Consider the following 24909-nt stretch of genomic DNA (forward strand, 5'->3'; position numbering starts at 1 on the left):
ATATATGCGGACGCGCGATCATCCCTGGAGCATGTGTGACCGGTTGGTGCCGATCATGCGCACTGAAGCGGCATGGGATCGCAAGTCTTGTGCGGGACGCGCTGTATGTCGGATGCGATATACGCGATATACCTGAGGGGAGCGTTTTCCCATACAATCTGACATAACGTACATTATCGGATAACTTAATATGGTCCCGAATACAACAGAGCGGAACGATCGGTACGTTTTGAAGCCCAAAATAGGCTCGGAAACGTACCAAACGTTCCGCTCTGCGTTTCCTTACACCAGCAGAAATGATGCGATCATCGCACCGGCGCCTATCGCAAAGGAGAATACGCCGATCGCAGCCATGCTTCTCAGTCCGGAGCGGTCGTTGTCGTCGGCGTCAACGGTGAGCCGCGAACGGTCCGGATCGGCCGGATCGTATTCGACGGTCAGTCGGTCGCCCACATGGAACCGATTCTCGTCGTCCGACGGTTTTGTGCTTATGGTAAATGTCTCGCAGTCAACTTCATACGTGACCTCGAAATACCAGGAATGACTCGTTGAATCGCCGTCGTCGTCCGACGTGTTGTCGACCTGTTCGCTCACAATGCCTTCCGTGGATGACGTGCATCGCTCATCCATCAGCCGTGCGTGGCGCAAGGCGAGGAACCCGATAATGGCAAAAATGGCACCGGGGATGACGAACGGCAGGCCGAACATGAACAGATCGGTATCGAATCGTGGCATGCAGTCCCCCTTGCCCCGTGTGCGTCGTCTTACTCTTCCATTGTCGCACATGCGCGCACATGTCATGGCAAGGAAGCGCGTTGACGGGAACGGGACATGGGGAAACAGGCCGGCCGCCCGCCGCACCCGAGGGGTGCGACTCAGTGCTCGGCGAAGTATTCGTTGACCGCCGACTCGATCTGATCGACGCGCTCGATGATCCGGTACGCGCCGTGTTCCTCCATCTCGCCGGCCGGCGCGTAGCCCCAGCGGCAGCCGATCGTGTCGATGCCGCAGGCGCGGGCGCCGTCGATGTCCGTGTAGCGGTCGCCGATCATCAGCGCTTGGTCGCCGGCCGCCGGATCGAATCCGATGCGCTCGAAGCAGTATCGGATCACCTGATCCTTGTCGAGGCGCGAATTGTCCCTGCTGGCCCCGAAGACACCGTCCAGCAGGCCGGTCAGGTGGAAATGCTCGCAGATCGGCACGCACTGGAATTCCGGCTTGCAGCTGGCCAGCGCCAGATAGTATCCGTCGGCGCGTAGACGCTCAAGCTGCTCGGGAATGCCCGGGAACACCACGTTGACGAGCTGACCGGGCACCTTGGCGCCGGGCTCGTTGGGATCATCGAACACGGGCTTTTCGTTGTAATAGCTGCGGTAGATGGCGATGGCGCGATCCATCTCGCTCTCCGGGATATGGTTGCGTGCCATGGATTCGCTGATGGCCGGTCCGATGAAGCGGTGCAGCTCCTCGTCGTCCGGCACGGGACGGCCAAGCTCCTCGAAGGTCTTGACGACGCTTTGGATGATGCCGCCGTCGGATTTGGTAAGGGTGCCGTCCAGATCAAGCAGGACGACCTTCATGGGATGGGCCATGTCGATTGCTCTCCAGTCTCTTCAATGCCAATCGGTGCCAGAGGGAATAATCCGGGTAACATTATGCCCGGTCGCGAAGACCGGGCATACCATAATGCGCATAAGCGCCGAACAGTTCACCCACTGTTCAGACATATGATGTCAATCGTTTGACAACCAAACGTCCGGCAAGAGTGATGCGTTGCAATCCCCCGCGATCACTCGTAATCCGGGATCCAGCCGTCGCGGTGCATCTGCAGGCGCTTTTCCAGCAGGGCCTTCAGCTCATCCTCGCTGCGGCGCTCGAGCAGCATGTCCCAGTGGGTGCGCGTCGGCTTGGCGATCTCGTCCGCCTCCGCGTCCTTGTCGCCCTCACGGTGCGCGATCGCACCGCAGCGGCACTCCCATTCATCCGGCACCTCGGCGCCCTCGGCGAACGGCAGGATGGTGCGGTGGCCCTTCGGGCACACGTACGCCACGTCATTCCTCGCCGCGAAATCCACATTGTCATCGGACTCGAGCGACTTCGCGCCGATGCTCATACCCCTCAGGGAGCGTTCCGCCATGTTTCCTCCTTCAAAACAGCCTATACAACGTTACTCAACACTTGGGACGACGGGGTTATTCCCATCGTCCGGTTCGTCCATCCCGGGCCGCTAGACCAGTCGTCGGAACGGGCCGTCAGCCCGAGCCGTTCCGGCCCGATCATTCGATGCCCGAATACGCCACGATGCCGCGGTTGACCGCATCGTGCGCGCGCCGGGCGGTCGCGGCGAGCTTCTCCCCCGCCTCACCCCGGAACACGCCGGTCTGCGCCACCTGCTGGAGCACATCGGCGAGCCGCTTCATGCAGCGCACGAAGTCGCCGCCGGTCAGATCCACGTCGTACAGCACGGTCGCCAGATCCCGCCCGGACGCCCATTCGAACACGATGTCGCAGATGCCGAAATCGAGCTTGGGCGGGTCGTCCAGTCCGTTGTCCGCGCACATGAATCCGATCTGCCCGCGCAGTGCGGTGATCGCCCTCGCCGTGTTGAGGATCCGTCCCTTGGCACCGCCCGGATAGTTGCGCGGCTCGCCGCCGGCACCCCTGCGCGCCTCGTAGACGATGCCGGAGAGCACCGACGCCAGCGAGGCCGGGTCAAGATCGTCCAGCAGCCCTGATTCGAGCGCCTCGGCGAGCACCAGATCCTGTTCGCTGTAGATGCGGCGCAGCAGCTGCCCGCGTTCGGTGAGGCGGTAGTCGACCGTGTCTCCTTCGTCGAAGCGCTCCAGATAACCGAGCTGGCTCAGCAGGGCGCAGATGCGGTCGAACTGGCGTGCCACGGATCCGGTGCGCGAATCGTACCGATTGTTCACGCGCTGCAGCTCGCGGGCCTCGCGCGCCCAGCGATGGCCCCACTTCAAGTGCTGCTGCAGATCGGGGCAATCGCGGCAGGGATGCTCCTGCTCCTGCTTCTTCAATGCGGCGATGCGCTGATCAAGACTCCGCCAAGCGGTCTTGCGTGCCTCCTCCGAGGTGAAGACCGCATGCTTGAGCTGCCGGCGTTCGCCCTTCTGCAGATCGGCCAGGGTCATGCGGATCGTCATGAACTCCTTGAAATCGCCGTTCTGGCACCGGAACGCCTTCTCGTAGCCGTCCAGCGCCTTCTTCAGCGTGGCCATCTGCGCCTCCAGGGCGGTGGCCGATTCGTTGGCCTCCCACTGCGCGAAGGAGTGGTCGAGCGTGACGCGGGCCGTGCCGTAGTCGCTGGCGTTGAGCAGATTCACGGCCATGTTGAACGTGGGCTTGAAACTCGAATGCAGCGGATAGACGCGCTTGCTGGACAGGGCGGCGGCGGTCTGCGGCAGGAAGCCGGCATGATCCACCACAATCGCGTGGCCGATCGTATCGATGCCGCGGCGTCCAGCGCGTCCCGTCAGCTGGGTGAACTCCCCCGGCGTCAGGCTCACGTGGCCGGTGCCGTCGTACTTCTCCAGCTTCTCCACCACCACGCAGCGGGCCGGCATGTTGATGCCCAGCGCCAGCGTCTCGGTGGCGAACACCATCTTGACCAGTCCCTCCTCGAACAGACGCTCGACGATCTGGCGGAACAGGGCGACCATGCCGGCGTGATGCGCGGCGAAACCCTCCTCAAGCGCGAATCGGAACTGGCTGAAGCGCAGGGTCTTGAGGTCCTCCCGGGACAGCTGGCCGTCGATCATCTCGTCCACGATCGAGCGGATGCGGGCGGCCTCCTCGTCGGTGGTGAGCTCGAGGCCGGCGTTGATGCACTGGTCCACGGCCTGATCGCAGCCGTTGCGCGAGAAGATGAAGTAGATGCCGGGCAGCATGCCCAGATAGTTGAGCTCGTCCACCACGGCCCATCGGCGCGGCGTGTGGCGCATCGGCTTGCCGTCGCGGCCGGCCACCCGTTCGCGACCCACCTTCTTGGATGCGTGCGCATGCCGTCCGGCTCCGGCCCGTCGCGCCGCCTGCCGGTCCAGCTGGCTCAGGCGCAGCACAAGCTCCTGATTGAGCTGCGTGGTCTGCCCGCCCTTGCCGTCGCGCCGGTACAGGTCGATGACCTCCGGCTCGGTGTGGTCGTCCGCCTGCACGAGCACGTGCTGCTCCAGCGGCACCGGTCGGCGTTCGGAGACGACCAGCTTGGTCTCGCCGCGCACCGAGGCGATCCACTGCGAGAAGTCCTCCACGTTGGAGACCGTGGCGGACAGGCCCACCACCTTCACTGAGGCGGGCAGGTGGATGATGACCTCCTCCCAGACGGGTCCGCGGAAGCGGTCGGCCAGATAGTGCACCTCGTCCAGGATCACGTAGCGCAGCGCGTTGAGCGTGGTCGAATGCTCGTAGAGCATGTTGCGCAGGACCTCGGTGGTCATGACCACGATGTCCGCCTCGGAGTTGATCGAATTGTCGCCGGTGAGCAGTCCCACGCGGTCCTCGCCGTACACGGCGGCAAGATCGTGGTACTTCTGGTTGCTCAGCGCCTTGATGGGTGTGGTGTAGAACGCCTTGACGTTGCGCTCCTGCGCGAGGAACATCGCGAAATCGGCGATCACGGTCTTGCCGGCGCCGGTGGGCGCGGCGACGAGCACGTTGCTGTCGTCCTCAAGCGCGTCGATCGCTTCGCGCTGGAAATCATCCAGCGCGAAGCTCAGCGTCTCCTCGAACCGGGCCGCGGCGGTACGGCTGCGGCGCTGGCGCGATTGGAACGCCGCATAGCGTGCGGCGGCCGACTGGTTGCGTTCCTCTTCGTTGCGCTGTGCGCGGTGGTGATGTGCAGGCATGATCCTTTGCGGGGAATGGTGTTCACTCGTCCGACGCCCAGCGTCCCCACGTGCGGGCGTGACGGTCTTCCTTGTGCGCGCGCCGGCGCAGAAGCTCGGCGTGCGCGTCGATGTAACGGTTCAGGGGCTCGCGCAGGGGCTGCGCGAACGATGGATCCTCGGCGGGTGCGGGCTCGGCCTGCTGCTCGCCCATGGCGGCCAGCGGACCGGAGAGCCGTTCGCCGACCTCGCCGACGACATGCAGGGCCCTCAGTGCGTGCATGATCACGTAGGCGGCGCCGATGACCAGCATCGCCAGCAGGAACAGCGCGAGCACCAGCCAGATCCACCAGGGCATGCCTACGACTCCTTGCTTCCGAGGCTCAGCTCGCGCTCGGTGCGCGCCACGATCATCGATCGCAGGGTGGCGGGCGCCACGGCCAGAATGTGGCGGGCGTGCGCGATGCAGAAGGCCACGAACCACGAGTCGGAGGATACGGTCAGGCTCACCTTTTCGCCCTCGCCGTAGGATTCGACGTTGGCGCCGGGCAGGTTCTTGATGAACGGCAGGTCCGGCTGGTCCGTGATGAACGCCGCGGCCGTGCCGTTGTCGAAGCTCCACTTGCGCAGCTCGCCAACCGGCACGTCCGGGATCTGAACCGGCTTGTCCGGCTCGACGATGTCCGCATGCTCCACGCGCGACAGGCGCAGCACCTGCCAGTTCGCGCTGTCCTCGCCGCCGTCCGTCTTGGCGACGCGCTTCTTGGCGTCCACGTTGGTCCACACGGCCACGTAGTACAGGCCCTCGTCCACGAAGATCTTGGCCGGGGCGACGACCTTGCGGCGGGTGCGTCCCGCGCCGTCCGTGTACTCCATGTCGATCAGCGCGCCGTCGTTGATGGCGCGACGCACCGCGGTGAAGCAGTTCGGCTCGAGCTCGTAGCCGGTCAGGCTCAGCCACGGGGTCTCGCCGGCCTTGACGTGCGGGCGAAGGCGCTGGTAGAGCGACTGCGCCTGTCCGCGCTGCTGGTCCGGCAGCAACGGCGAATGGGCGAGGTAGCTCACGGAGGCCGTCAGCAGGCTCAGATACTGCGGGGAGATGCCCGCGAGACGCTCGAGGCCCAGGGAATTGGTGGCCGAGACGATGCCCTCGGTGTCCAGCAGGGACCAGTCGATGTCGAAGAACTGGCTGCCGGCCATCTCGCCGTCGTCGGACACGGTGGTGAGCGTGTTGATGTCCTTGTGGATCACCGCGACGGACTTCTTGAGCTCGTCGTCCGTGCGCGGCCTGCCGATGAACCGCTCGGCCAGTTCCGCGAGGGAGTACTCCTCCCCCAGATGCGCGGAAAGGAACAGCATCAGGCGCAGGCGGCGGTCCACCTCGGAGCCGGTCTGGAACGATCCGGAGGACTTCTTGTGCGGCTTGGCGTGCTCCTCCGCGGCGGGCTCCTGCCTCACGAGGGGCTGGGAGACCACGGTGGCCGCGGATTCGCCCTTGGCGGCATCCGCGAGCTCCTGAAGGCCGGCGGCCGCGTTCAGGCGGCGGTGGAAGGCCTCCACGGCCTCCTTGGGGCTGATGATGGAGGCGCCCGGATGCTCCAGCACGTACATGGCGAGGTCGTCCGTGTCGCGGTAGGCGACGTTGATGTGCTCGCCGTCCACGTCCACGGTGGCCGCGAACCGGCGGGAGTCCACCACCTTCATGAGCTGGGCGGGGATGGTCTGCGTGCCCAGGCCCGGCGCGATGGAGTCGAGGCCGAGGCCCGGGATGGGCGTCTGCGGCACGCGCGGGGCGGTGCGGGAGGTCTGCTGGTGCTCCTCCTCGGAGGCCTGCGACATGGAGATGGAACGGGCCAGATAGTTCGCCGCGGCGAGCACCGGCAGGTCCTCCTGCTCGAAGTGCAGGCGCACGCGCGGCTCGTCCCCGAGCTGCAGGCGGTAGGAGGCGAAGTCCTGACCCTCGGACTTCGACGAATATTCGGGCTGGCGCGATTCGATGGCGATGCCCATCGCGGCCAGCTTGGCGCGATCACGTTGGAATTGCTTGGCGAACGCCGCCTTGGCGGCCTGATCCGCCAGCTCGCCGTAGGAATCGGCGTACGCCTTCACACGCTGCGCAATCTGGCGGGAAGTGAGCCACTGGGGAAACGCCGATGACAACACGGCCAGCACGTCCAATTCGTGCTTTCCCCACTTGTCGGAGAACCGCCGCCTGCCATTCGTACCCTCTGCCATTAGTCCTCACGTCTCATTAGCATATCGATCAACTATGCGCTTCCGCGCACTCACCCCATTGTAAGGGGTTTTCTCGCGTTCTACGCACTTTTCCTCAAAATAACGCGTCCATGTTTCTTGAATGGCTGAATCGGCCGCGGCATGCTACGCGCCCGATCGCTCTGATCGGGGTGCACGCCACGGCCGATTCGGACGCGACGGCGATCAGACCACCCAGTCGTCGGACTCGATGCCCTGCGGTCCCACGAACTCGCCGTTCGGCACGTAGGACGGCTCGCCCTCGTCTTCCAGCACTGCGTCGGAGAACAGCCTCACGTTCTGGCCGAACGTCCAGTCGCCGTGGATGGTGACGGACTTGGCGGCCGCCAGCGACGGCACGTTGTACGGGAAGCGCTCGTTGAAGTCGTTGATGTTCTTGTAGTAGCGCGGGTCCAGATCCACGTTCGGGAAGATGTAGTTGCCATCCTCCATCTCGTAGGAATCCGTCAAATGGAATCGATCCGACCGCATGATGAACAGATCGTTCGTGGTCTTGACCGGCAGGAAGCGCATGCGGTCCACCTGCACGCAGATCGCGCCCTCGAACAGGCCGATCGCCGCGCCCATGGCGGTCTCCAGCTGGATGACCTTGGGGCTGGACGGATCGGTGGGGTCCACGGTCTTGTAGTTGCGGATCACCGGTAGCGGGATCACGCCGTTGTGCTCGGCCAGCTTGGCCTTGAGCGCATCCACGCGCACCCAGATGGAGTTCGTGTTGAAGTACGGGTGCTTGCCGATGTCCTGCGCGTCGGCCTTGTCGTCCTCGTGGACCTGGCTCATCTCGCGCAGCATGAGGTTGCCGGTGGCCTTGTCGCGCACGATGTGGCCGCCCTTGCGGTCGGCGTAGGTGCGCACGGCCACCTCCGCCATGAACGGGGCGCCGGTGTTCTCGAAGTACTGGGCCAGGGTGCGCGAGGGGCGCGCGCCAAGGTTGTCCGAGTTGGAGATGAACAGGTACTCGTAGCCGTGCTCCTCGAGCTTGTCCAGCAGACCGGACTCCCAAATGGTGGAGTACAGGTCGCCGTGTCCCGGCGGGCACCATTCGAGATCGGGATGGGAGGGGAAGGAGACCGGCTCGCCGGTGGCGAGGTCGATCTTCGGCTCGGCATGCTGGATGATCTCCATCGGGATGTCCTCCTGATGGAACTTGCGGTTGTTGCGCACCAGCTTCATGCAGTCTTCCGAGGTGCGGAAGGAGTTCATGAGGGTGAGCGGCAGGTCCACGCCCAGACGGGTGCGGGCGGTGATCACCTGACCGAGGATGATGTCCAGGAAGCGCATCGGCTTGGCCTTGTGGCGGCGCACCGGCAGCAGGGACTTCGCGCACTCGAGGCCCATCGAAGTGCCCAGACCGCCGTTGAGCTTGAGGAAGGCGGTCTTGGCGAAGGCGGTCTTGGCCTTGTCATGATCGATGGTCTTGTAGACGTCGTGGAAGCTGGGGATGCCGGTGAGCGGCTCCACGTCCGATTCGCGGATCCAGCTGGAGGATGTCTCGTTCTGCCAGACTCGGTACAGACGCTCGAACTGTGCGATGGACAGCTCGCTCATGCCATGTTCGCGCATTTTCGCCGCTGAGGCGGCGAACGGATCGGCGTTGGCCATACAGCCCCTTTCTAGAGATGCATTCATGTGCATTCGTTATATGCAATAGTGTCCAGTGTACCCATGTTCGGGGGTTATTGCCCCGAACGAGCCGAAAGATGGCGGAAGATTGCGTGAACGGGGGATGAAAAACACCCCCGCGGAGGCTGAAAGGGCCGTTCCACGGGGGTGAATGCAGGGGTGAACGCACACGATCGGTGTGCGTTTGGTACTACTTGGCGGCCGGGACCGCGCCGTTGACCTCGGCGTCGAGCTCGCCGGTGCCCAGGCGCGCGTGGCGGTAGCCGTAGCCGAAGTACACGGCGAAGCCCACCACCAGCCAGACCACGAAGCGGATCCAGGTGAGCACGCTCAGGTTGAGCATGAGCCACAGATTCGCGGCGGCGATCAGCAGCGGGACCCACGGGTTGCCGGGCATCTTGAACGCGCGCGGCAGCTCCGGACGCTTCCTGCGCATGATCGGGATGGAGATGGCGACCAGGGTGAACGCGGAGAGCGTGCCGATGTTCACCATGTCGGACAGGACGCCGATGTCGAAGAAGGCGGCGACGAGGGCCACGACCACGCCCACGGCGATCTGCAGGGTGGCCGGCGTGCCATGGCGGCCGGTCTTGGACAGGCCGCGGGGCAGCAGGCCGTCGCGGCTCATGGCGAACACCACGCGCGTCAGTCCCAGCAGCAGCACCATGACCACGGTCGCCAGGCCCAGCACGATGCCGAAGCTGATGATCTTCGCGGCCCAGTTGGCGCCCACGAGCTCGAAGGCCGTGGCCAGCGACGGGCTGTCCTGCGCGGCCAGCTCCTTGTAGGAGACCATGCCGGTGGTCACGATGGCCACGAGCATGTACATCACGATGATCAGCGCCATGCCCACGCCGATGCCCAGCGGCACGTTGCGCTTGGGGTTGATGGTCTCCTCAGAGGCCGTGGCCACCACATCGAAGCCGATGAACGCGAAGAACACGAGCGCCGCGCCGGACAGGATGCCGGGCACGCCGTAGATGGTGGGCGTCATGCCGGTGACGAACTGCCACAGCGGCTGGGTCATCTCGCCGCTGACCGCGGAGGTCGCGCCCGCGGAGGCGGACGCCGGCTCGCTCGGCGGAATGAACGGCGTGTAGTTGGAGGCCTTCACGTAGAAGAAGCCCACGATCACCACGAAGAACACGATCGCGATCTTGAGCACGGTCATCGCGCCGTCCACGCGCGCGCCGATCTTCGTGCCGAACACCAGCAGCGTGGTGAAGAACGCGACGATGATGATCGGCGCCACGTCCAGATGGAACGATCCGATCATGATGTTGGTGTTGAGGTCCCAGCCCATCAGGCGCATGAAGTCGTTGAGGTACACGCCCCAGTACTTGGAGATCACCGAACCGGCCATGAGCATCTCCAGGATGAGATCCCAGCCGATGATCCACGCCATGATCTCGCCCACCGTGGTGTACGTGAACGTGTAGGCCGATCCGGCCACGGGGATCATGGAGGCGAACTCCGCGTAGCACATCACGGCCGCGCCGCACACGATGCCGGCGATCAGGAAGCTGATGATCACGGCCGGTCCCGCGTGGTACGCCGCGGCCTGCGCGCCCACCGAGAAGATGCCCGCGCCCACGGCCACGGCCACGCCCATGATGGACAGATCCCACCATGTGAGGTTTCGTTTGAGGGTGCGGCCCTCCTCCCCTGTTTCGGCTATGGTCTGCTCGACCGATTTGGTGCGGAATATGTGCATGGACATACGCGCTTTCCCTTTCTCTCCCGATTGGCTCTTCCATCGCTCCCTGACGTTCGTCGTTGGGCGTGCTTGGACGTTGTTCGGTCGTAAAGAATAGCGGTTGATTGTTTCGCCACGCCAGTTGCGGTCCGGATTCGGATGGGTGGGGGCGCGCGGGCGGGTGCGCTGGGGCAGTCATGCGGGTGTGACGCGGTGTGGGTGCGCCTTGAAGGCGTGACCGGGTGCGTGACGCGGGGTGTAACGCGTGACATGGCGTGTGACCCGGGGCGCAGGTGCGTGACGCGGGGTGCCCACGCCCGGTCACACGGGTTTGGAAATGGCTTGATTCCAAGGTTTTTGGGGAGCCGTGACGTGGCGTGTACACTACCCTGTCACATGCCACGTCACGCCCGCACGCCCGGTCACGCTCCATGTCACACCATTACCGCGCCTGCCGCGTCCGTGTGGGGATTTGCTCATCCCGCAATATGTGTGTGTGATGGGCGGGCGCGGGGAACGGGTGACGCTACCGCCTGCCGAGCTTCTGGGCGATGCCGCCGTGGCTGGAGCACATGCCGCGGTAGTCCTTGGCACCAGGCGACGACGTCGACTGCGTGCCGTCCTTGCAGATCGCCACGAGCACGCCGCTGTCGGACGTCGACGAACCGCCGGACGACGAACCGGACCCGGATCCGCTGTCCGAGCCGCCCGAACCACTGCCGCTCGACGTGGTTTTCTGCGGCGTGGGCGTCGGTTTTGGCGTCGCGGATGACTGCTGCTTCTGCTCCTGCTCCTGCGCGGCCTTCTTGGCTGCCTCCTCTTCCGCCTTATTCTGCGCGGCCTCTTCCTCGGTGGCCTTCTGCTTGGCTGCCTCTTCCTCGGCGGCTTTCTTGGCGGCTTCCTCCTCCGCCGCCTTCTGTGCCGCGGCTTCGGCCTCTTCGGCGGTTTTCTGAGCTGCGGTGGCCTCTTCGTCGGCTTTGCTGTCATGCACGCGAATAGTGGGCGGATCACCCGCCGTCACGGAGACGACCGTGTAGCGCGAGGCGTCCGTGACGGTTTTACCGTCGTCGCTCGCGATCGTGTAATCGTCCGCGGTGTACCCGGATTCGGTAAGAGCGCTTTCGGCGGCGGTCAGGGTCATGCCCGCCTGCACCACGTCGGGAATGCCGGAGAGGTTCTTCTTGATGGTCAGCTCGACGGACTCGCTGGTCTTGTGCTTGCCGTCGGCGGGCGTCTGGCCCCTGACGATCCACAGAGAGTCGTCGCCAGCGGCCAGCGGGTCAAACGAGATCTTCGTGAAGCCCTTGGCACTCAACGCGGTCCGGGCCTCGGTCGCGTTCATGCCCACCACGTTCGGGACTTCCGCCGAAGGCTCCAAAGCATAGCTTGCGCCGCCCACGACGAACAGGACCGTGAGCATCCAGACCCACCAGCGCTTGTACCAGGGCTTCTTGGTCTTCTTGAGTTTGTTGGCATTGCCTGATCCGCCATGCCTGCCGCCGTTGCGGTTGCCACTGCCGCCGTCCGTGCCGGAAGGCGGTTGGGATCCCGCCACCGGCGGAACGACGGGAGCCATGACCCGTGTGGCCGGATCGGGTGGCGCGGGCTGCGCGACCGCGGGCATCACCTGGGTGGCCTCTGCGGACTGATCGTTGCCCGCGCCGCTCTTACCGCCGCTGTGCCGGCCGATGCGCTTCTCGTAGCTGATCCCCGTGCCGGGAATCGATGTCCCCACGCTCGTGCCATCCTTGCCGACCGTTACATGCGGGCCGCCGCGCCTGCCCAGCGTCACGCTGCTGATGCCTTTTCTGCCGATGTTGATGCGGCCGAATTTGCCCAGTCCAATGCTCTTGCGGAATCTGAATCCCATACTGCTCTCTTGAATATGCCGTGTATGACTTTTTCGGCGCGATCGCGCCAGCCGGAATATTGTACGGGTTGGTGGGCCGGCGGGCAAAGCGCTGGATGGGTCTGATCGTTGCTTAGGCCCATCCGGCTGTAATGACGGCTATCTCGCATAATGGGGGCGGATTTCGGCCTTTGCAGGATGATAAACATCAAAGTGGGGGCGTGAAATGCCGAACATCCGCCATAACGACGGCATAGGCCTGGCCATTTTCCGCGGTTTTCCAACAGCTGCTTTCCCCGCATACCCGCCATGTCGCCGCGGACACGCCCCCACTTTGATGTATATCGCTCGGAAAAGCCTGAAATCCGCCCCCACTATGCAATATACCGAGTGCATATACCGAGCCGGAACCGTCAGGAAAGCGATTCTTGCGGAATTTGGGCGCCCCGGATCGTGTCGTCGGCGTAAACCGATTCGCCGTCATCAACCGACGATCTTCAATCCCGCGACGCAGGCGATCAACCCGCAGATAAGCAGGATGCGCAGCGGCGACAGGGGTTCCTCGCCGCTGATCATGCCATAGGCCGCGGTGATTGACGCGCCGATGCCGACCCAGATGGCGTAAGAAGTGCCGAGTGGGATGTGCTTCATCGCGTATGCGAGGCCGCCCATGCTGGCGACAAGACCGACCGTGAACACCACGGTGGGAACGATTTTGGAGAATCCCTCCGAACTGTCAAGGGCGATCGCCCATACGGATTCGCATATACCGGAAAGAATGAGAACAAGCCAGGACATGGCCATCACGCTCCTTGGAGTCATGGCAAGTCTTGTCGAACCGGGTACTTGTCCATCGTCCGGGAGTCATTGCGGCTCTGACGGGCAGCCTAGCACGTTATGGCCGGGATTGTGGCTGGTCGTCCTGCTGCCGCCAGCGCTTGAGATCGGGCAGCAGCGCCGACATGCAGTCCTCGGCCTGCTCGACGCTGATGTGACAGGATTCGGCCATCATCGGCGCGCATGCGGCGATCAGCTCGTCGCTGCTGGCATAGTCCTGCAGGAATCCGCCGTCGTCGTAGCAGTACCTGCAGTAGTCGCCGTTGCGGGTGCCATCCGATTCGGTGCCGTGCTCCTGCGGATCATAAAGCGGCATGGCGCAGCTTTGGCAGAATCCGGCGCCGGGCATTTCCATGAGCCTTGACATGGGGACGTCGAAACGGGTGCTGATGAGCCGCAGCATGTCGAGGCTCGGCTCGGCCGTGCCCTGCTCCCACCGGGAAAGCGCCTGCTGGGTGACGTACAGCCTGTGCGCGAACTGCGACTGGGTGAGACCGCATTCCTCGCGCACGCATTTGATGACTTGACCAACCGACATGGTTGCCTCCTGAATCGGATGATGGCTTGCGCGCCTCGCCGTGCGCCTGACGCTCCCAGTCTAGCCGCGGCCATATGGCCCAACCTGCGCTTACAACAAACCGTTGTGGGCGATGCGAATTGCGCAATGTCTGGCGCGACACGCTGGGATTAGGCGATCCGGACACTCTGTGGTAAGTTAACAACTCGTTGCCGCGAGCGATCGGGCGACGATCGGGCCATAGCGCAGCTTGGTAGCGCACTTGACTGGGGGTCAAGGGGTCGCGGGTTCAAATCCCGCTGGCCCGACGAGATTGGCGAAATTCCACGGGTTTTCAACCCAAGGAATTCCGCTTTTTTGTTTATCGGGTACGAATCGGGTACATGGCTGGGCAACCCTCATTCCGCCATGATTCGAGGCTCTTCCGAATCCAGCAGGCGCAAGACCATCAGCGCCAGTTGATCGTTGGGGTCGAGCATGAGCGCAGCCTTGGCCTCCAGACCGCAGGTTCCCCGATCCCCGCAGATCCACATGAGGTATCCGGCGACAGCGTGCAGGTTCGGATCGTTGCGCTCCCATGCCTCGTGCGCAATGCCCTCGGCGGCCGTCATGATGCGCATCCCATCGTTTTCCGATGGATGGCGTGGGCCATTGGCGACGATTTCGCCGACGGCATCGGGAATACGGGTCCTGCAGGATGCGCCAGGGGTCGCGAGGACTTGGAACTCTCCAACGGTCAGCGACGGATCGATGATGCGCATCACGATGGCGTCGCGCAGTCCCTTGCCGACGCGGATGCAGTCGCACAGTGCCGCGATGGGCGTCCGTGCGTCGAACAGGTGATAGGCGTGGTCCGCGATGTTCGCGTTCATGTAGTCGCGCAGAACCGCGGCATGGTTGGTCACGGGATCCTTTGCGGCGTACAGGAGCGTGACCGTCCCGCGCGCCAGCACGAGATCGCGGAGTTCATCGACCGCCTCGGTGTTGGCATCCAGCTCCCCACGGTACCGTTGGCTGAACTCGGCGAAGCGTTCGGGGACGTGACCGAACCACTTGCGCAACTGCGAAGAGGGCGCGATGTCCCGCATCCACAGGTCGAGGCCCGCCCGTTCCTTCCGCATGCCGCGCGGCCACAATCGGTCCACGAGAATCCTGAATCCATCCCGCGCGTCCGGCTCGTCATAGATGCGTTTGATGCTGATGCCCACGGGCCCATGATCGGTCTGCGGGCTGCGCTTGTCAATCCCGTGGCAGCCGGCGGATGCAATATCACGGATGCAATGTCGCCCCGCATCCCGTCACCCGATCAGATGCCGGTACAGCTCCGGATCGATCGGCTCGGCCAGTCGCAGCGTGGACAGCGTGACCTTGACGCTTCCCCGGCCGTCGGCACTGGGCTTGGATGTCAGGGTGGGATGATCGAACGCCGTCACGCGGCCGACGTAGTAATACTTGCCGTCCTTCGCTTCGGCCTTGCGCATCACGAACAGCGGCACGAAATGGGAGGCGTCCCAATCAGGCCCCTCGCCTTCGCGGACCCATTGGAATTCGGGCGAATTCGGGGTGCGGCCGTTCTTGCTGAAGTACCGCATCTCCTGCGCGTTGAGGAATTCGTCCTCGTACTGGCTGGCCGCGTATTTGACGAAGATCGGCATGGTCCCGGTTTCCTTGTCCAGGCAGTAGCCGCCCACGTTCTGCGGGGTGTTCTCCTTCCCCCACCCGCACAGCCGCATCACGTCGGCCAGCGAGTACTTGCGTCCGTAACGGAACGCGCGGTCGAAGGCGCGACGCCGGCCGCCGGACGCGGAGAGCAGGTCGCGGCAGTTGAGCATGCCCACGCGGATCGTGTCGGCGAGGAAATCGCGGAACGTGCGGTTGGATGACAACTCGTCCGTCAGCCATGTGCAAGCGCGGTACGTCTCCCCCGCCGCTTCGATCAGCGGAGAGCCGCCGAACCGCTTGCGGTTCGGATCGGTGAAGTAGGTGTAGTCGAGCACGCGGATGGCGGAGTCGAACTGGTCGCCCGACGGATCCGCCGCGGGGAACTCGCCGTGGATCGCGGCCATCAGCGCATCCCTGCCCATCGGCCCGTTCGCGTTGATGAGCCGGTCGAGAATGATCAGCTCGTGCGGCCGCAAACCGGGCAGCAGCAGTTCCGTCGCCATCTTCAGGACGGCGTCGGCGGTTGCGGAAACCGGCTCCAATTGGTCCAGAAACGTTGCGTTCCGCTGCCCGCCCGGCTGTTTGCCACGTCCGATGCTCTGCTCGCGCGACCGGACGAAGTCCAGATAGTTGCTGCCCTTCGAAGCCATCGTCATCGGCAGGGACGGGTCATGGCGGTATACGTCGGTCAGCATCGGGATGCGCCCGAGCTCGAATCGCAGTATGCGGTATTGATGGGTCAGGCGCTTCATATCCGACCAGTCGGCGGCATCCAGCGACCTGAGCACGCGCTCGCGGGCGATCGGATCGAAGCTGATGGACGACAGGCCGATCGATTTGCGCTGCATGTTGCGGCGCGCGATGTCCCGATCGCCGGTATTGCCGTACAGAGCCACCGGGATCAGGAAATTATTCGTGTAGTTGCCGATGAAATCGATCACCACGACGCTGTCCTTGTGCGGGAACCGGCGCAGGCCGCGGCCCAGCTGCTGGGTGAATACGATGCTCGATTCGGTGCTGCGCAGCATGACGATCTGGTTGAGCGCGGGGATGTCGACGCCCTCGTTGAACAGGTCGACGGTGAACAGGTAGTCGAGCTCGCCGTTCTCCAATTGCTTCACATACTCGTCGCGCCGTTCGGGCGTGACCGGCCGTCCGTTCTCGTCGGTACTGGTCACAGCGGCGGTGTGGTACGGGCGCTCCGCCTGCTGGTTGATCTGCATGTTGAACAGGCGGGACAGCTCCCGGGCCTCCTCCTGGCGGCTGCAGAACACCAGCCCGGTGACCGGAAGGCCGAACTGCCCGTATTCCTGCAATTTGTCGATGATGTAGCGCACGCGCTCGGGCGTGGCCAGTTGGTCGATCTCGTACTTGAGCTGGCGTTTCTCCTCGGCGGACGCCCCTGACGCCACGCCGATCGTCCCGCCGTCCCCCGAGCCGATGTATTCCGCCACGCCGTAGTAGTGGAACGGGCAGAGCATGCCCTCGTCCAACGCCTTCTGCAGACGGATCTCGTATGCGATGTTGTGGCCGAACAGTTCGAAGACGTTGAAGCCGTCGGGACGCTCCGGGGTGGCGGTCATGCCGAGCATGAACGCCGCGTCACGGAAGTGGTCGATCACCTTCCGGTAGCCTTCCGCGCCGGCATGGTGGGCCTCGTCGATCAGCACATAGTCGAACTCGTCCGATGCGAACTGCGCGAGCACCTCCGGGTTGCGCATCGTCTGCACGGTGGCGAACACGTAGCGCCGATCGTGCTGCTTGCTGGTGCCCGAAAACAGGCCGATCTCGGAATCGTCGCAGCCGAGCACGCGGCGGTAGGATTCCATGGCCTTGGTGAGGATCTGCTGCTGCTGGGCGATGTACAGCATGCGCCTGGGCTTGGCGGCCCGCACGTCGAAGGCCGACAGATACGTTTTGCCGGTGCCCGTGGCGGAGATGATGATCGCACGGTGCTCGCCCTGCCGTCGCAGATCGGCGAGATTGCGCAGAGCCTCCCGTTGCATGGCGTTGGGTTCGATCGTGCGCGTCTCCAGATCGCGCAGGATCTCCCGGCGAGGCGGGGCGTAGCGCTTGAAATCCTCCTCGTACCGCCGGATCCAATCTTCGGTCAGCGGTTCGGAGTCGGCGATCTGGGAGTCGAGTTCCTCGCGGAACTGCCGCACGAGATCGCCTTCGCCCAGTGATGAGACGCGCAGATTCCATTCCCGCTGCGTGTCCAGCGCCGGGCCGGTGAGATTGGAGCTGCCCACGTAGAGGTTGTAGTACGGTCGTCCGTTGCGCATGCGGCGCGCGAACACATAGCCCTTCGGGTGGAACGGACGGGCATGGATCGCGGCGCCGGCGTCCTCCGAGCCTTCCTGCGATGCGCCGTTCCAGACGCGCACGTCCACGCCGGCCACGTCGTGCAGATGCAGCAATTCCCAGAACGCCTTCGGATCGTTGAAGAAGTTCTTCGTGGACGTGATCAGCCTGCTCGGCGTCTGCCCGCCATGCGCGGATGCCCGTCTGCCGTGCGTCCGAAAATCCTCGAACAGCGTGAGCAGTGCGCCCGCCGAAACGAATGCCACGGACATGTCGAACGCATCGCAGGAGGCGATCTCCTCGCTGAGCTCTCCTCCCATCGTCAAACCATCCGGCCTGTTGGCGATCAGGACGGGACGGTATGTGCCTGATGCCTCCAGCTTCGACCCGATCAGGCCGGCGATGACGTCGTCCAGGACGGATTTCGCATCATCGGCTACATCGGCTGCATGGGCTGCGTCGGCTGCACCGATGTCGTCGTGGCTCGTTCGGGGAAGGGGCTCGGCCATGGACTCGGCTCGCATCGCGCTATGCCGCTTCCGGGGCCAAGAAACGCTTGCCGGCGATGATCGCGACGGCCTCGCGGTCCACCGGCGCCCATTCGAGGGACGGCATGTCCTGCGGGGCGAGCCAGCGGATTTCGGTGTGCTCGGTCAGACGCGGGTTACCGGCCGTCAGATGGCAGACGAACGTGGTGAGGCGGACGGTGCCGAAGTCGTAGTCGTATTCGCTAGTGCGCACCTGCTCGGCCACCTCGACCTCGCACAGCAGCTCCTCCTCGATCTCGCGGTGGAGTGCCTGACGGGGCGTCTCGTGCGGCTCGATCTTGCCCCCGGGGAACTCCCAGAAGCCGGCGAGGGCCTTGCCGGGGCCACGCCTCGCGCACAGCACCTTGCCATCGCGCACAATCGCCGCCCCCACAACGTTGATCAGCTTGCGCTTGCCGCCCTCGGTGTCCGTCTGCTGCATGAATGCCGCCTTCCTGTTGTCCTGTGTTGCCCCTTGTTGTGACCGCACACCAGGATACAACAGCGCGCGGGTACCGAAATGGACGTGCCGGAATGGACGATCCGGGTTGCGTTTTCGTCCATTCCGGCACCCGCAGGGCACCTGGCCCCTTATTTGCGGCTCCGCCGGATGCGGCCCACGGCGAGTCCGATGCACAGGAACGCGCCACCGAACAGGGCCACCAGGGCGAGGGAGCCGAGCCAGCCGGTCACGGATGCACCCGCGGCGGACGCGGTGCCGATGCCGAGCGCGTTGTCGATCGCGACGCAGTACCACCAGCCGGGCAGCAGCTTGGCCAGCGCGACCATCGCGGCGGGCATGATGTCCAGCGGAACCGAGAGGCCGGAGGAGAACAGGAAGGCCAGACCGAAAATGTTGGCGAATCCGTTCGCCGCCACCTCCGAGAAGCCGCACTCGCTGAGCATGAAGCCGCACGCCACGGTCATGAGCGCGTACACGCAGGTCGAGCCGAACGTCATCGCCAAGCCGGACGGGGACACGTCCGCGACCGTGAGGCCGGCGGCCGCCATGAGCGCGATCGTCGCCGCCAGATAGAGCACGCACACCAGCAGGGCGAAGACGCACAGCGTCGCGGTCCGCTGCAGGGCCATGGTCGTCATGCGCTGCGGCGAGGCGATCAGACGCCGGCTCACCTCGCCGTTGGAGAACGCGCTCAGGATGATCGAGGTGCAGATGGTCATGGCGAGGAACAGCGGGTACAGGGCGGTCTTCATCGTGTTGCCGAAGCCGCCCGCCGCCACCTGCTCGGCGCTCGCGGCATCCGACTCATCGTGGTCCGGCACGTCCACGACGGCGATCGCGCGGTTCGCGTCCTTGTCCGTTGAAACGTCGACCGCACGGGTCACCGCCTTGGACAGATCGTCGAAGGTCGGCGTGCGGGGGGAATCCTTCGTCTCGGAGCGTCCGGTCAGGGCGGCCTTCAGATCGTCGAGCGATGCGACGGAACCAGAGACAGTGGAACCGGAAGAATCGGAACCGGAGGCATTCGAGCCGGATCCGATGGTCCCCGCGGCGCCGGCACCCGCGGAACCGGACTCGATGCCCGTCCGGATCCCGTCCAGCACCTGATCGGGCAGATCCACCTGCGCGATCGACCCGGCCAGCGCCGTGCGCGTGATCGTGAGGAATCCGTTGACGGTCATGCCGGCCATCGTGCCCGCGCCGGACGTGTAGCTGGTCACGGTCTGGACGCTTGGCGGTTCGACGGCCTTGCCACTGGCGTCCGTCCCGTCGGCGGTCGCGTCGAGCAGCCCCTGTGCGAAACCGTCTGGGATGATGACGATCAGATCGGTCCAGTGCGAGGCGACCGCCTGCTGCAGCGTCTCCGGATCGTCGGGCAGATCGGTCAGATCGCTCGACGCGGACAGATACGATCGCATGCCGTCCGCCACGCCGCCTCGGTTCGCGTCGCGGTCCACCACCGCCACGGTCGGCCTTCCCGGATCGTAGGTGGGATCGGCGCTGGTCCCGGCGTTCGCGGACGACGCGCTGGAGGACAGCATCGACCAGCTCATCGAGAGCATCAGGATGCCCAGAAGCACCAGATAGATGATCAGATACAGCTTGTGCGCGGACAGGATGCGTAGGGTGGCCTTACAGGTGTTCATAACGTTGCCTCCTCAGCAGGATCACGCCGACTGCGAGGAACAGCGCGCTCATGGCGAGCAGCGTTCCGCAGGTGCGCAGGAAAGGGCCGTAGCCGTCGTAGTACATGAGGGAATAGAACAGGTTGACCACCTGTTGTGCGGGGTTGATCGCGCCGAGCACGGGCACGTTGCGGGCGATCCAGTCGTTCAGCTGCATGGCGAATCCGCCGTACAGGCCGGTGAACAGCGACAGCAGGCAGCTGACGGCGCTGATGAGCGCGGCTCCGGCGGAGGCCTGCAGCTTGGGGATTGTGCCGAACAGGGTGCCGGCCGAGCTGGTCATGAACGAGGCCACCGCGACGGCGACCACGGCCGCCGGCTCGCGTCCGCCGATCCCGACGCCGCACACGTAGCGGATATAGGCCAGGGCGATGAGCAGCGCGGCGAACGAGCACAGCCAGCAGGCCAGGAATCCCGCGAGCAGCTGGCTCGACCGCCTCAGGGGCGCGACGGTGCGGCGGATGCCCAGCGCGGACAGGTTCGCCTGTGTCATGCTGACCGCGTTGGCCGCGTAGGACATGGCCATCAGGCAGGCCATGGCCAGCAGCGCGTAGAAGTACCGGGCCGTCACGTCCGGCTTGAAATTGGTGAGCGTGATCTCGCGGGTCATGCGCGCGTCGTAGCCCACCGTGCTCCAGAACGATTCGCTCAGCAGGGCCTGGGGATTGTCCTTGAGCGCCTGGCGGGTGACGGCGTCGGTGCGGTTGTACATGTCCACCGCCACCTTGAGGGCAGCCACGGAGATGGCCAGACCGGACCCGTCCGTGGAATCGGACGCCGCGATGGCGGCCTTGCGGCTCAGGGTGAGCGCGAGGCGACCGTCGCCGTCGGCGGCCAGATAGCCCTTCGCCGTGCCGTCCGCGAGCAGGCGTTCGGCGCCCTCGACGGAATCGGTTTCGGTGATGGTCAGGAGACGCTGGCCGTCCGTGGCGGTTCCACCGTTGTCCGCGGCCCCGGAGCCGGACCCCGTCGCGGTCCCCTCCGGTGTTGCGGTTCCGTCCGCCAGCGCGGTGACGACGGCCTGCGCGCTGTAGGCCTTGTCCCAGTTCGCGTCGGCCACCACCGCCATCGGGACGGGCTTGACCTTGTAGCCTTCGGCCAGTCCGCCGAACATGCCGGTGAACATGGTGGCGAGGACGACCGGGAACAGCACCAGCCAGAACAGCGCGGTCCTGTTGCGCAGATTCACCTTCAATACGGTGAGGAATGTGGTCCACATGGCAATCCCCCGTCAGTCCCTGAGCGCCTTGCCGGTCAGCTCCAGGAACACGTCGTTCAGGGTGGGCGGCCGGCTCGTCAGATGCCCCACGTTCGCGTGATCCTCGCGCAGCGCGGCCAGCAGGTCCACCAGATTGTGCTCCCCGCGACGGCAGCTCACCTCCAGCTCTCGCCCGTCGTACGAGGCGTCGATGACGAACGGCAGAGCCCGAATGCCCGTCAGAGCGTCATCGGTCAGATCGAGGGTCTCCACGGTGATCCGCTCCCCCTTGTCGATCATGCCCTTGAGCTCGTCCGCGGTGCCGAGCGCCAGATGGCGGCCGTGGTCCATGATGAGGATGCGGTCGCAGATCCGCTCCACCTCCTCCATGTAGTGGCTGGTGTAGATCACCGTGGCTCCGGCCTTGTTGAGCCGCTGGATGCCCTCGAGGATCGCGTTGCGGCTCTGCGGGTCCACGGCCACGGTCGGCTCGTCGAAGAAGATCAGATCCGGCTTGTGCGCGATGCCGCACGCGATGTTGAGGCGCCTCAGCAGGCCGCCGGACAGCTTGCCCGGCCGGAAGGCGCGGAACTCGCCCAGATCCACGAAGTCGATCGCCTCCCTGACGAGCGGTTCGCGGTCGGACTTGCGCGGCACGTACAGCGAGCAGAAGTAGTCGATGTTCTCCTCGACCGTGAGCTCATTGAACACGGCCACATCCTGCGGCACGATGCCGATGCGCCGCTTGAGCGCGTAGCTGGTGGGCGTCATCGGCTGACCGAACACGCGGATCGTGCCCGATTCGTACGCCAGCAGGGCGAGGATGCAGTTGATCGCCGTGGTCTTGCCCGATCCGTTGGGCCCCAGCAGGCCGAAGATCTCCCCCGGGCGCACCTCCAGGTCGAAATAGTCTAGCGCCACCATGTCGCCGTAGCGCTTGACCAGCCGGCTGACCTGCACGGCCGGGGTTGTGGTCTTGTCTTCCATGATCGCTCCTTTCGTCGATGGCTCCATCATGCGGCCCGAGGGTGTGCGGCCGCCACCGGCGAATGTCACGATTCGTTCCCGGGACGGTGACATTTGTCATCACTTGCCATTGCGGGACGTTGCCGACCGCGATCCCCCGCTCCGCGCCGGTTTTGCGATACGCTGGAGCGGGAACAGGAGCGTAAGGGAGGCCCGACGCATGCGCATCATGATCGACAAGGGGCTGCTGCTCGCATTGGGGGCGGCGCTTGCCCTGACCGGCCCCCATCCCGCGGCACTGGACGCCGTGTTCATCGCCGGGCTGCTGGCCGTCGTGTGCGCATCCGCGCTGGCCGAATGGCTCATGGGCTCGCATCACGCGTGGATTCCCGTGTGCCTGATGTCCGTGGCGGCCGTCGCATGCCCGTCATGGGTCGCGTTCATGACGCCCGTCGCCTATGACGCAGCCCGTGCGCGCGTCCCCGAGTCCCTCACGGATCCGTTGCGCTCGGCGCTGCGATGGATGTGGATCGTTCCTGTGCTGCGGACGCTGGTGGACGGGAGCATCGACATGGCCTCGCTGACCGCCGCCGCCCCGGTCGCCGTCGCTGTGTGTGCGTCCTTCGCGTTCGGCAGCCGCGCATCGATGGCCGAACGATTGCGGTCCGATCTCAACGCCTTCGAGGACCGCGCGCGAGACGCGGCCCGGTCGAACCGCGTGCGGCTGGCCGACCTGTCCGAGGAGCGTGACCGATCGGTGCGTATGGCCACGCTCGCCGAGCGCACGCGCATCGCCCGGGAAATCCATGACAACGTGGGCCATCTGCTCACGCGCGCGATCATGCAGGTCGAAGCGGGCAAAGCGGTCGCCGATGCCACCAACGACGCCGTGGCCGGCAGGGGCTTCGACGAGGTGGGCGTCACGCTGCATGATGCGATGACGATGGTGCGGCGATCGGTGCACGATCTGGAGGATGAAGGCACCGATTTCGGCGCGCGTATCGATGACGCGGTCCGGTCGTTCGACGGGGCTACCGCGGGATTCTCGGTCGCGCTTGCCAATGGCATCGACTCCGCGCCGGCGCCCGTGGCGCGTGCTTTCGCCACGATCATCCGCGAATCCCTGACGAATGTGGTGCGGCACAGCGACGCGCCGGGGGCAAGCGTGACGTTGCGTGATTTCCCCGCGTTTTGGCAGCTTGTGGTGCGTGACGGCGGACCGGCGAAGGCGCGGGTGAATCATGATGGGGATCCGGGCGGAGACGACGGACTGCCGCGCGGCATGGGCGTGGCGGACATCGAATCGCGTGCCCGGCAGCTGGGAGGCTCGGCGACGTGCGGTCCGTATGGCGGCGGCTGGCGCGTGTTCGTCTCCGTGCCGAAGGATCGCTGGAACGACAAAGCGTCTGGCAACGACAAAGAGTCTGACAACGCCGATCAACCGAGGAGGAACCCATGAGAATTGCGATCGTCGACGATGATCCGATCGTCTGCCAATCGCTGCAGACCATTCTGACGGCCACCGGCGCGGCCGACGTGCTATGGACCGCCAACGACGGGGATGCGGCCGTGGCCGCGTACTTCCGCGATCCGTCGAGCCGGCCGGACGTGCTGCTCATCGACATCCAGATGCCCGGTCGGGACGGGCTGGATGCGGCGCGGGAGATCCTTACCCGCGATCCGGGCGCGCGCATCCTGTTCCTGACCACGTTCGCGGACCGGGAGTACATCGCGCAGGCGGTGGGACTGGGCGCCAAAGGATATCTGATCAAGCAGGACGTGGCCTCCGTGCGGCCCGCGTTGGAGGCGGTGATGGCCGGTCAGGTGGTGCTGGGGGCCGAGGTGCTGGGCAAGCTCACCGTATCCGTGACCACGTCGGCGTCCGGAGACATGCCTGATTCCGCGCGCGGGAGCGAAACGCATGATGGCGTTTCCGGGCCGGAGGAGGAATGCCTCAACGAGCGCGAGCGGGAGATCGCCGCGCTGGTGGCCGAAGGACTCGACAACCGTGAGATCGCCGCCCGTCTGTTTTTCAGCGAGGGCACCGTGCGCAACCGCATCAGCGCGATTCTGGACAAACTGGGCATGACGAACCGCACCCAGCTGGCCATCTGGTGGATCCGGTCGCACTGAGCGCGCGGTTGTGCTGTGTGATTCCGCTGCCAAGCCATCCGATTTGCTCATTCTGGAGCTTGTTTTCATCAGAATGAGCGAATCCATTGCGGTGGAGCCCGTTTTGGGCCAGTAAGGCAATGGATCTGCTCACTTTGCGCAGCGTGAGCCACAAAGTGAGCAAATCCGATGTTCCGCACCCCGGATTCGGCCCCGGATTCGGGTTCCACGGCAATGAATCCGCTCATTCTGCGTGATTGAATCCTCAGAGTGAGCGGATCGGATGTGTGCCACGCGAAATCGGCCGGTCAGCCATCCGATTCGCTCATTCTGCGCTGTGCGGGTCGCAAAGTGAGCG

At 64.9% G+C, this 24909-nt stretch carries 17 protein-coding genes, 1 tRNA gene, 3 pseudogenes and 1 riboswitch; of the genes and pseudogenes, 3 read left to right on the forward strand and 18 right to left on the reverse strand.

Annotation, left to right across the window (positions count from 1 at the left end; genetic code table 11):
* Positions 1–282: 282 nt before the first annotated feature.
* The 12 genes and pseudogenes from EMO90_RS00805 to EMO90_RS00855 all read right to left on the reverse strand — a co-directional run bounded on the left by EMO90_RS00805 (position 283) and on the right by EMO90_RS00855 (position 13655).
* On the reverse strand, positions 283–735 hold the full coding sequence (locus EMO90_RS00805; RefSeq protein WP_190971956.1) for a DUF3592 domain-containing protein: 453 nt from the start codon (positions 733–735) through the stop codon (positions 283–285).
* A gap of 140 nt (positions 736–875) precedes the next feature.
* Positions 876–1592, reverse strand: coding sequence for an HAD hydrolase-like protein (locus EMO90_RS00810; RefSeq protein WP_150353556.1), 717 nt, complete (start codon positions 1590–1592; stop codon positions 876–878).
* 197 nt (positions 1593–1789) lie between these two features.
* The gene (locus EMO90_RS00815; protein ID WP_150353555.1) at positions 1790–2137 is read right to left on the reverse strand and encodes an RNA polymerase-binding protein RbpA; all 348 of its coding nucleotides are present in this window, start codon (positions 2135–2137) and stop codon (positions 1790–1792) included.
* Between the two features lie 139 nt (positions 2138–2276).
* On the reverse strand, positions 2277–4859 hold the full coding sequence (locus tag EMO90_RS00820) for a DEAD/DEAH box helicase (RefSeq protein WP_150353554.1): 2583 nt from the start codon (positions 4857–4859) through the stop codon (positions 2277–2279).
* Positions 4860–4881: 22 nt separating this feature from the next.
* A complete protein-coding gene (locus EMO90_RS00825; RefSeq protein WP_150353553.1) occupies positions 4882–5196 on the reverse strand; it encodes a DUF2254 domain-containing protein in 315 nt (104 codons plus the stop codon).
* Between the two features lie 2 nt (positions 5197–5198).
* Positions 5199–5558 (reverse strand): annotated as a pseudogene (locus EMO90_RS12810) (helix-turn-helix transcriptional regulator); the annotation flags it as partial.
* A gap of 56 nt (positions 5559–5614) precedes the next feature.
* Positions 5615–7073: pseudogene (locus EMO90_RS00830) on the reverse strand (helix-turn-helix transcriptional regulator); the annotation flags it as partial.
* A gap of 204 nt (positions 7074–7277) precedes the next feature.
* Entirely contained in the window at positions 7278–8714 is a 1437-nt protein-coding gene (locus EMO90_RS00835) for a UTP--glucose-1-phosphate uridylyltransferase (RefSeq protein ID WP_223849689.1), read from the reverse strand.
* A gap of 211 nt (positions 8715–8925) precedes the next feature.
* Complete coding sequence (locus tag EMO90_RS00840; protein WP_150353599.1) at positions 8926–10449, reverse strand: amino acid permease; 1524 nt, start codon at positions 10447–10449, stop codon at positions 8926–8928.
* 508 nt (positions 10450–10957) lie between these two features.
* Complete coding sequence (locus tag EMO90_RS00845) at positions 10958–12301, reverse strand: DUF4236 domain-containing protein (RefSeq protein ID WP_150353550.1); 1344 nt, start codon at positions 12299–12301, stop codon at positions 10958–10960.
* Positions 12302–12763: 462 nt separating this feature from the next.
* Entirely contained in the window at positions 12764–13084 is a 321-nt protein-coding gene (locus tag EMO90_RS00850) for a DMT family transporter (protein WP_223849688.1), read from the reverse strand.
* A gap of 15 nt (positions 13085–13099) precedes the next feature.
* A riboswitch (guanidine-III (ykkC-III) riboswitch) is annotated at positions 13100–13159 on the reverse strand.
* 16 nt (positions 13160–13175) lie between these two features.
* On the reverse strand, positions 13176–13655 hold the full coding sequence (locus EMO90_RS00855) for a zinc ribbon domain-containing protein (protein WP_150353549.1): 480 nt from the start codon (positions 13653–13655) through the stop codon (positions 13176–13178).
* 213 nt (positions 13656–13868) lie between these two features.
* Here EMO90_RS00855 and EMO90_RS00860 point away from each other — a divergent pair.
* A tRNA-Pro gene (locus tag EMO90_RS00860) sits at positions 13869–13942 on the forward strand.
* 558 nt (positions 13943–14500) lie between these two features.
* Here the strand turns inward: EMO90_RS00860 and EMO90_RS12295 are convergent.
* From EMO90_RS12295 to EMO90_RS00890, 6 genes and pseudogenes are all read right to left on the reverse strand, one after another.
* Positions 14501–14842, reverse strand: a pseudogene (locus EMO90_RS12295) (DUF488 domain-containing protein); the annotation flags it as partial.
* 90 nt (positions 14843–14932) lie between these two features.
* On the reverse strand, positions 14933–18124 hold the full coding sequence (locus EMO90_RS00870) for a DUF3427 domain-containing protein (RefSeq protein WP_395952548.1): 3192 nt from the start codon (positions 18122–18124) through the stop codon (positions 14933–14935).
* Between the two features lie 4 nt (positions 18125–18128).
* Positions 18129–18569, reverse strand: coding sequence for a (deoxy)nucleoside triphosphate pyrophosphohydrolase (locus EMO90_RS00875; RefSeq protein WP_150353547.1), 441 nt, complete (start codon positions 18567–18569; stop codon positions 18129–18131).
* Between the two features lie 149 nt (positions 18570–18718).
* A complete protein-coding gene (locus EMO90_RS00880) occupies positions 18719–20236 on the reverse strand; it encodes an ABC transporter permease (RefSeq protein ID WP_150353546.1) in 1518 nt (505 codons plus the stop codon).
* Complete coding sequence (locus tag EMO90_RS00885; protein ID WP_150353545.1) at positions 20223–21494, reverse strand: ABC transporter permease; 1272 nt, start codon at positions 21492–21494, stop codon at positions 20223–20225. The genes EMO90_RS00880 and EMO90_RS00885 overlap by 14 nt, the downstream gene beginning before the upstream one ends.
* A 12-nt stretch (positions 21495–21506) precedes the next feature.
* The gene (locus EMO90_RS00890; RefSeq protein ID WP_223849687.1) at positions 21507–22490 is read right to left on the reverse strand and encodes an ABC transporter ATP-binding protein; all 984 of its coding nucleotides are present in this window, start codon (positions 22488–22490) and stop codon (positions 21507–21509) included.
* Positions 22491–22659: 169 nt separating this feature from the next.
* On the opposite strand from EMO90_RS00890, the gene EMO90_RS00895 reads away from it, so the two are divergent.
* Together EMO90_RS00895 and EMO90_RS00900 are read left to right on the forward strand one after the other, a co-directional pair.
* Complete coding sequence (locus EMO90_RS00895; RefSeq protein ID WP_150353543.1) at positions 22660–23898, forward strand: sensor histidine kinase; 1239 nt, start codon at positions 22660–22662, stop codon at positions 23896–23898.
* The gene (locus tag EMO90_RS00900) at positions 23895–24572 is read left to right on the forward strand and encodes a response regulator transcription factor (protein WP_150353542.1); all 678 of its coding nucleotides are present in this window, start codon (positions 23895–23897) and stop codon (positions 24570–24572) included. The genes EMO90_RS00895 and EMO90_RS00900 overlap by 4 nt, the downstream gene beginning before the upstream one ends.
* Positions 24573–24909: the final 337 nt, after the last annotated feature.

Source organism: Bifidobacterium vespertilionis, assembly GCF_008698145.1.
GTDB lineage: Bacteria > Actinomycetota > Actinomycetes > Actinomycetales > Bifidobacteriaceae > Bifidobacterium > Bifidobacterium vespertilionis.